This window comes from Vibrio sp. 1078-1 (assembly GCF_033340475.1).
On record NZ_JAWOWM010000918.1, the window covers coordinates 1 to 516 of the forward strand.

The 516-nt window shown below is 47.7% G+C and carries 1 protein-coding gene; it reads right to left on the reverse strand.

Annotation, left to right across the window (positions count from 1 at the left end):
• Positions 1-516, reverse strand: a 516-nt coding sequence (locus R7190_RS30845) for a peptidase U32 family protein (protein WP_318138340.1), incomplete at both ends; no start/stop codon positions are given.

Below are 516 nucleotides of genomic sequence, written 5' to 3' on the forward strand. Positions count from 1 at the left end.
GTATTTCGCTGGAGAGCAGGCTCCGACCGTATTTGGTGATTCACCCGTCATGTAAGACGACAAGTAACAACGACCTTCAGACATGATGCACAGACTGCCAAATGCAAATACTTCCAGCTCGACATCACTGGTGATGTTGCGCGACAGTTGTTTCACCTGATGAATGGACAACACGCGAGGCAATACCACACGTTTAACGTTGAAGTTTTGCTTGTAGAAATCAATCGCAGCTACGTTGGTAGCAGAAGCTTGCACGGAAAGGTGTAGCTCAAGCTCAGGGTATTTGCGAGCAGCGTACTCAAGAACAGCAATGTCAGCGACAATCAGTGCATCTACGCCCAATGCCGCTGCGTTATCGACGGCGTTCGTCCAGCGTTCAAAACCGTTTGGATGAGCAAAGGTATTGAGTGCAACGTGGATCTTTTTGTTGTGGTCATGCACATATTGCACGGCCTTTTCTAGTTTTTTACCATTGAAGTTCAAACCAGCAAAGTGACGCGCGTTGGTATCGTCTTT